The sequence below is a fragment of the Novosphingobium sp. TCA1 genome (assembly GCF_009811895.1).
GTDB classification, from domain to species: domain Bacteria; phylum Pseudomonadota; class Alphaproteobacteria; order Sphingomonadales; family Sphingomonadaceae; genus Novosphingobium; species Novosphingobium panipatense_A.
In genome coordinates this window covers 22,879-29,117 of the sequence record NZ_BLJH01000039.1, presented here as the reverse complement: position 1 = coordinate 29,117, position 6,239 = coordinate 22,879, and the positions used below count along the sequence as shown (strand labels likewise).

Annotated in this window: 10 protein-coding genes; 9 read left to right on the top strand and 1 reads right to left on the bottom strand. The window is 61.5% G+C overall.

Annotated elements, in window-relative coordinates; genetic code table 11:
• The first annotated feature begins 139 nt into the window (after positions 1 to 139).
• From NTCA1_RS25040 to NTCA1_RS25010, 7 genes are all read left to right on the top strand, one after another.
• Positions 140 to 1,384: a hypothetical protein gene (locus tag NTCA1_RS25040; protein ID WP_142639958.1), complete on the top strand. Its 1,245-nt coding sequence runs from the start codon at positions 140 to 142 to the stop codon at positions 1,382 to 1,384.
• 41 nt (positions 1,385 to 1,425) lie between these two features.
• Positions 1,426 to 1,653, top strand: coding sequence for a hypothetical protein (locus NTCA1_RS25035; RefSeq protein WP_142639960.1), 228 nt, complete (start codon positions 1,426 to 1,428; stop codon positions 1,651 to 1,653).
• Positions 1,654 to 1,663: 10 nt separating this feature from the next.
• A complete protein-coding gene (locus NTCA1_RS28575; RefSeq protein ID WP_185928882.1) occupies positions 1,664 to 2,467 on the top strand; it encodes a hypothetical protein in 804 nt (267 codons plus the stop codon).
• Complete coding sequence (locus tag NTCA1_RS25025; protein WP_142639962.1) at positions 2,464 to 3,453, top strand: hypothetical protein; 990 nt, start codon at positions 2,464 to 2,466, stop codon at positions 3,451 to 3,453. Before NTCA1_RS28575 ends, NTCA1_RS25025 begins: the two co-directional genes overlap by 4 nt.
• 17 nt (positions 3,454 to 3,470) lie before the next feature.
• A complete protein-coding gene (locus NTCA1_RS25020) occupies positions 3,471 to 3,839 on the top strand; it encodes a DUF3768 domain-containing protein (protein WP_142639964.1) in 369 nt (122 codons plus the stop codon).
• A 74-nt stretch (positions 3,840 to 3,913) separates the two neighbouring features.
• Positions 3,914 to 4,177, top strand: a complete 264-nt coding sequence (locus NTCA1_RS25015; RefSeq protein ID WP_142639966.1) for a type II toxin-antitoxin system Phd/YefM family antitoxin — start codon at positions 3,914 to 3,916, stop codon at positions 4,175 to 4,177.
• Positions 4,177 to 4,614, top strand: coding sequence for a hypothetical protein (locus NTCA1_RS25010; protein ID WP_142639968.1), 438 nt, complete (start codon positions 4,177 to 4,179; stop codon positions 4,612 to 4,614). The genes NTCA1_RS25015 and NTCA1_RS25010 overlap by 1 nt, the downstream gene beginning before the upstream one ends.
• A 130-nt stretch (positions 4,615 to 4,744) precedes the next feature.
• On the opposite strand, the gene NTCA1_RS28995 is transcribed toward NTCA1_RS25010, so the two are convergent.
• Positions 4,745 to 4,873 carry a hypothetical protein gene (locus tag NTCA1_RS28995; RefSeq protein ID WP_255490601.1) on the bottom strand — a complete coding sequence of 43 codons (129 nt, stop codon included), beginning with the start codon at positions 4,871 to 4,873 and terminating at the stop codon, positions 4,745 to 4,747.
• 197 nt (positions 4,874 to 5,070) lie between these two features.
• On the opposite strand from NTCA1_RS28995, the gene NTCA1_RS25005 reads away from it, so the two are divergent.
• Positions 5,071 to 5,523 (top strand): hypothetical protein, encoded by a 453-nt coding sequence (locus tag NTCA1_RS25005; protein WP_142639970.1) that lies wholly within the window; start codon positions 5,071 to 5,073, stop codon positions 5,521 to 5,523.
• A gap of 76 nt (positions 5,524 to 5,599) precedes the next feature.
• The gene (locus NTCA1_RS25000) at positions 5,600 to 6,136 is read left to right on the top strand and encodes a hypothetical protein (protein WP_142640069.1); all 537 of its coding nucleotides are present in this window, start codon (positions 5,600 to 5,602) and stop codon (positions 6,134 to 6,136) included.
• Positions 6,137 to 6,239: the final 103 nt, after the last annotated feature.

The window sequence follows — 6,239 nt, the reverse complement described above, 5'->3', positions numbered from 1 at the left end:
GCGAGGCCGTGGATCAGGCGCTGGACGTCCTCTCCGCGCTTTCGGCGGTGGATACCATGCCACGGGCCGATGACCGGATGGCACGGCTCCATACGCGGCTGCGCGCCCGTCTCAGCGATGTGCATGTGGTGGGTCTGTCATGAGCGACGACACCGCAGCCATCATCGTCGAGCTTGTTTCACTCGCGGACCCGTTGCCGAAGGCATCTGCGCCGCTGGGGGAGATGCAGTACCGATCAGACAGCTGGACCCCGCAGGAGGTTCGCACCCTGCGCCGGCTGTTCAACGATGACACCCCGATGCCGGAAATCGCCGAGGCCCTGGGACGCGGCCTGCATGGTGTCAGGGACAAGGTCTGCACCCTTGGCCTGCGCCGTCATTCGACACGGCCCTGGAACGAGCTTGAAGACCACGAACTGATCCAGACTTATGGACAGGAGCCTGCAGCCACTATTGCGGCGCGGTTCGGCCGCTCATGCGGCGCAGTCTATGCCCGTGCCGCGATCCTTGGCCTCAGCGAAGCGGCAGCACCGGCATGGACGCCATGGGAAGATGCACAGCTGCGCGCCGGCTTTGCCGCCGACATTCCGACAGCACAGGTCGCCCTGATAATCGGCAGACCCCATTCCGGTGTCTATAGCCGTGCCGGCAAGCTGGGCATCAAGCATGCCAGCACCCCCAAGGGCTGGACAAACGCCGAGATCGAACGCGCCATCGAACTTGTAGAAGCCGGACACAGCTACGCCGAGATCGGCACGATCCTTGGCACGGAAGGATTCCCGACCCGCACCAAGTCGTCGCTTCAGGGACTGATGAAGCGAACCGGGCAGGGCAAGGGTTGGGGCCGCGCCTGGATGCCCGAGGAAGATGAACTGCTCATCAAAGCCTATCGCGACAACGCCAGCCTGACGCCTCTTCGCAATCGTCTGGGTCGATCGGTCTTCTCGATCCGCTGGCGAGCGGAATATCTAAACCTTCGCGGCACCCATGCACGGCCCAAAGGCTTCCGCCTTGGTCCTGACTGGTCCGAGGCCGACGAAGCTCGGCTTCGACGCGACTACGGCAAGATCCCGACGCCTGAACTTGCCCGCCAGATGGGCCGGACGCGCGCGGCCATCTTCACCCGCGCGAATATACTCGGCCTTGCCCATGAAGGGCGTCAGCGCTGGACGAGCGACCATCTGGACGCGCTGCGGATCGCGCATGAGCACGGCATCAGCCTCACAGACCTTGCCGCGGCGCTCGGCCGGGAGGTCGATGCTCTGCACAAATATGCCGCAAAGCAGGGCCTCGCGTTCGGCCGTCGCCCCCGCAGGCCAGTGCCTCCGACACTCGCTGACATCCTGAATCTGCCCGAGGCCGCGAAAGGGAAGGGGGAGGGGTGAAGGCGAAGGCAAGGATTTTCCGCGCCAGCAGGAGATGCAGCATGTGCCCCAAAACTCAGCCGACTGCCGCCCCGAACGCCAACGAAGGCATCAAACTCGTCCTCTGGCCCGACGGAACCTGGTGCTGGCATGACGACTTCCGCGAGGAAGACTGGACCTTCATGTCCGACGATTACGAAGTCATCGACATGGGCGACATGCCGCGCGTCGAACGACTTGCCCGCGAGGATGCGCAGCTTTGCGCAAATGTCCTCGAAGAACTGCGCTGAGGGCGGGACCATGGTAGACCGCGTTTCCGCGTCGATCACGATCGGCGGCACCATCAACCTTTTCCTCTGGCAGACCCTCTCGGCCGCTATTGCGGCCGAGGCCCTGTCCACCGATTGGGACGGCGAACCTTTCAACGACAGCGACATTCCCGAAGGCCAGCCCCTGCGCCTCTATGCGCACGAAGTCCCCAATGGCACCTTCAAGGAACTGGAACCGATCTGCCAGGCCCACGGCGTACCGTTCGTGCGCTCCTCCTACGGCTTCACCGGGCAATGGGGCCCGGAGAAGGTGGTCTTTACCGGGACCGGCGATCCGATCATCTATCCCTGCAGCGAAGACGGCACCGCCTATGTCGATCGCGCCAAGATCGAGACGCTCGGCAGTCTCGCCGCGGTGAACGCCTATCTCGACGAGGCCGAATTTCCCGTGCCCCCGATCGTCGTCACCGACGAAATCGGGGAGGGCGCCTTCATCCCTCCCGTCGCACTCGCCAAGGCCGTCCACGTCCCGCCTCCTCTCGAGATCGCCAGGATACTCGTGCTCGGCACCGTCCATATGAGCCCCGCCACGGCCACGGACTGGATGCCGCACTGTCCCTGGACCTGCTTCGACAAGGACGACTATGGCTGGTTCATGCACGTCGGCGACGACGTCGGCATAACCGAGGCCGAGGGCGTTCCTCTCGAGATCCGTTCTGCCATCCACATCGCCAAGCGCGAAAACTGCGCATGGATCATGTGGGACTGCGACGGCCCCCAGATCGACGAACTGCCCGAGTTCGATTGGGACCAGCACCCCAGGGCCTCGACATGAGGGGTGGGAAGATCACAGCCAAGGCCGTGGACGTGGGCTCCCGCGTCCCGGACTACATCCTGCCGCCTCGGGCGCCGACTGTCCTCGCCTATGGCGTCGGTGTCGATTCCACCGCACTTTTGGTGGAGCTTGTCGCGCAAGGCAAAGTCCCTGACCTGGTATTGACTGCTGATACCGGTGTCGAGAAACCGTCCACTTACGAGTACCTCGACGTGATCCGGCCATGGATGGCCGCACGCGGCATCCGCCACGAAATCGTGCGCTACCAGCCCAAGCGCTTCAAACACTGGCCACCCTATTATTCCCTGCTGGAAATGTGCCTCACAAACGCGACTTTGCCGAGCAAAAGTCTCGGTGGATCAAGCTGTTCGTTGAAATATAAGAAGGCTCCACAGGACGCCTTCCTGAAGACATGGAAACCCGCCCAGGAAGCATGGGCTCGCGGCCAGCGGGTGATCCGCCTGATCGGCTACGACGCCGGTCCAAGGGACACCTTGCGCGCCAACCATGCCCTGTCGATCGACGATCCACTCTACGAATGCCAGTATCCCCTTCGGGAATGGGGCTGGGATCGCGATGCCTGCATCCGCCGCATCGAGGACGAAGGTCTGCCGGTGCCAGATAAGTCCGCATGTTGGCTCTGCATATCCAATCGTGCGCAGGAGATCCGCGAACTTCCAGCCTGGTGCTTGCGGCTGATCGTTCTGGTGGAGGCGAGGGCGGCACCGCGCCTGCGAACGGTCGAGGGCCTCTGGCGCAAGACCACCAAGGCGCGGCCGGGCCGCATGACGGATTTCATCCGGCACGAGGGGCTACTTCCCGCCGAGGACATCGACCGGATCATCACCGAGGCCCCGCTCGACCTGATCCGGTTTCAGGACGTCGCCGCTTCGATCCCCGTCGATGACCGCCCAACCATGCGCAGCTGGATCGAACGCTTCAACGCTGCGGTGCCCGCATCACAGCGTCCCCGTCTCGCCGCCTGACCTACAGGAGAATTGCCATGTCCCTCGCAACTGCCACCGCCGGCATGTCTGAGCGGGAAATCATCGCCCGTCTCAACGATCGTTGCCGCCACGGTCTCGACCGTACCGGGCGGATCATCATCACCCGGACCTGTCTTGGCACTTTCGCTGACAGTACCATGGCCGAGCTTGTCGCCCAGGCCCAGATCCTCGCCGAAGTCCGAAAGTTCAGCTATCCCGAGGACGACAGGACCGAGCGCGATCGTGGCCAGATCGATTACCGGGGAACGACGGTCTATTTCCAGATCGACGCCTACGACGCAGACCTGAAATGGGGTTCCCCTGACCCCACTGACGCCAGCGTCACGCGCCGCGTCATGACGCTTATGGTGCGCGAGGATCTCTGAGGCTCTGGTCTACTTCAGGATGCGGCCTTGATATTTGTCCGGAAAGTCCGTATTTTCCGGTGAGGAGATACGCTATGCAACCATCTGTTAGTTCCGTGGAAGCTTCGAAGTCATTTGGCCGTATCAGTCGGCAGGCCTTGATTGCCCCACTCACCATCACCCATCACGGGCACGATAGTTTGGTGCTCATGTCAGCTGCGGAATACCACCGTTTGAAAAGCCGTGACCGGGAAGTCCTCGCTATCAATGACTTCACCGATGATGATCGCGCTTTGGTGGCTGCATCACGGGCTCCGAGCCAAGCTGCAGATTTTGACAACGAACTGCAGGGTAACTGATGCCGCTTCCCACGCCGGTTCCAGGCCTTGTTATCCGTTATTCATTCCTGTGGAGCCATGAAGCCCAGAGCGGTAGCGAGGAAGGCAGCAAAGACCGCCCTTGTGCCATATTGCTGGCAACTACATTGAAGGGCGGCGAACACGTTGTCACCGTGCTACCGATCACACATACGCCGCCTACAGATGAACGCCTCGCCGTCGAAATTCCTGCAGGAACGAAAGCACGCCTCGGTCTCGATATTGACCGATCCTGGATCATCCTGACTGAAGCCAACCGCTTTCGCTGGCCTGGCCCTGACCTTCGTCCAGTCCCAGGTGATACCGATGCCAGCGTTGCCTATGGCCTGTTGCCAGCAGGCCTCTACGACATCGTTCGGACGAAATGGTTGGCAGCTTATGATGCCCGCTTGGTTGGGCAGGTACAGCGTACCTCTTGATCCGATGAAATGATGGCGGTGCCGGGCGGTCGCGTTTACCCGGCACCTGTCCGGCGCTCTAGCAGCGCCGAACACAAGTTCAAGTAATCTGCCATGGGCAGCGACGAATTGTCATAATCCTAACGGACTTCTACAGATCGATATTGCGCCGCTCGATTTCATTGAGAACGGCCTGTTCAAAATCGGTCAGATTTTCACCGTCGTCGACTTTGTCCCAGGCATCGACCAACTGTGCGTCGGTCATCTCTTTCGGGTCCATGATCCGTGTTCCTCTGTCATCGCAGGGCGATCATCCCATGCGCGCGGGCCATGTTCAACGCCCATCTGACACGGTGCGATAATAACAATTATGTTAAATATCAATGCCTTAGAGCGATTTCCATTCTAGGGCCACACCCGCTGTAGGTCAATCCTGGCCGCGAAAGCAGCACTTCAATCAGCCTCGAGGAGAAACCAATGCGTGAGCAATCTCGCAGCGATGAAGATTTGGGCGTCCGATATCTGCGAATGGCGCTCGAATACGGCCGTGCCACGCGCGCATTGCTGGACGGGAACCAGTGTGAAGCGCCTTTCTGGCAGAGCATGGGTCACGCCCTGGAGCTGTCGTTGAAATCGCTGCTCAAAAAGCACGGCTTCGACGAGATGGACCTCATGCATTTCATCAGTCACGATCTTTATGGGGCTGAGCGGTCCTACCTCAGGCAGTGCCCGGATTCCCAACTGATCTCGGCCGACGCATCACGGCTGATCCGTCATCTGTCGGATTACCATGCCCGTTTGGATTTCCGGTATCCCTGCCTTTTCCCGGCCGCCTCGCTGCCCGACCCGGCCGATGCTGAACGGGCGCTCGCTGCACATCTAACTGCGGTGGCCGGCCATTTCGGGGTCACAACCCATGACCGAAGCTAGCAAAGCGCTTCGCGCTGGGGGCATGCGATACAATCGCAAGCTCGCCACAGTGTCTCCCGAAGAGTTCGCTGAGCTTATGGCGATCGTCTATGCCGAACCTACGCCAGCGCGCGCCCTCACCCCTGATGACCACTGGCGCCGAGCCTATCAGCTCGAACAGCAAAGCAAGCGCGTCCTCGGCTCCCAGGCGGACTTGTTCAGCGGGCGAACCATCACCCACTACCGGCGGAACCGGCCTGCGGCCGAGGTCGAGACACCGGCCATGGAAACGATCGAAGCAAAGCTCGATCGCATCGCGGACGATCCCCTTGCCACCTTCGGGCCGGAACGGGCAGATCGCCCCGCCTACCTTTCAAGGGACGACAAAGCCGCGATTCTGCAGGGCGCAGCAAACTGGCTCCGGGTACGCCAACGGGTCCGCATCGTCGATGCTCCGGGAGCCGTAGATCCCGCGTATGGACCACACCTTTTCCTCGGCCGCGAGGGCGTCATCTGGAGATTGTGCAACGGCACCTTCGCTGACCACTGTTATGTCTTCCTCGACCCTGTCGGTGCAGAGCGCACCGCCAAGATCCGGATGGTCGAGGTTCGCGACATCGAGCCGATCCCATGAGTGCGCGGCAACCCGACCTGTTTCACGGCGACAAGCAACCACCTCGATCGGCGCCGCCGCTGCGCGCATATCGCAAGCCCGCGAAATCCACGCCCGCCGCGTT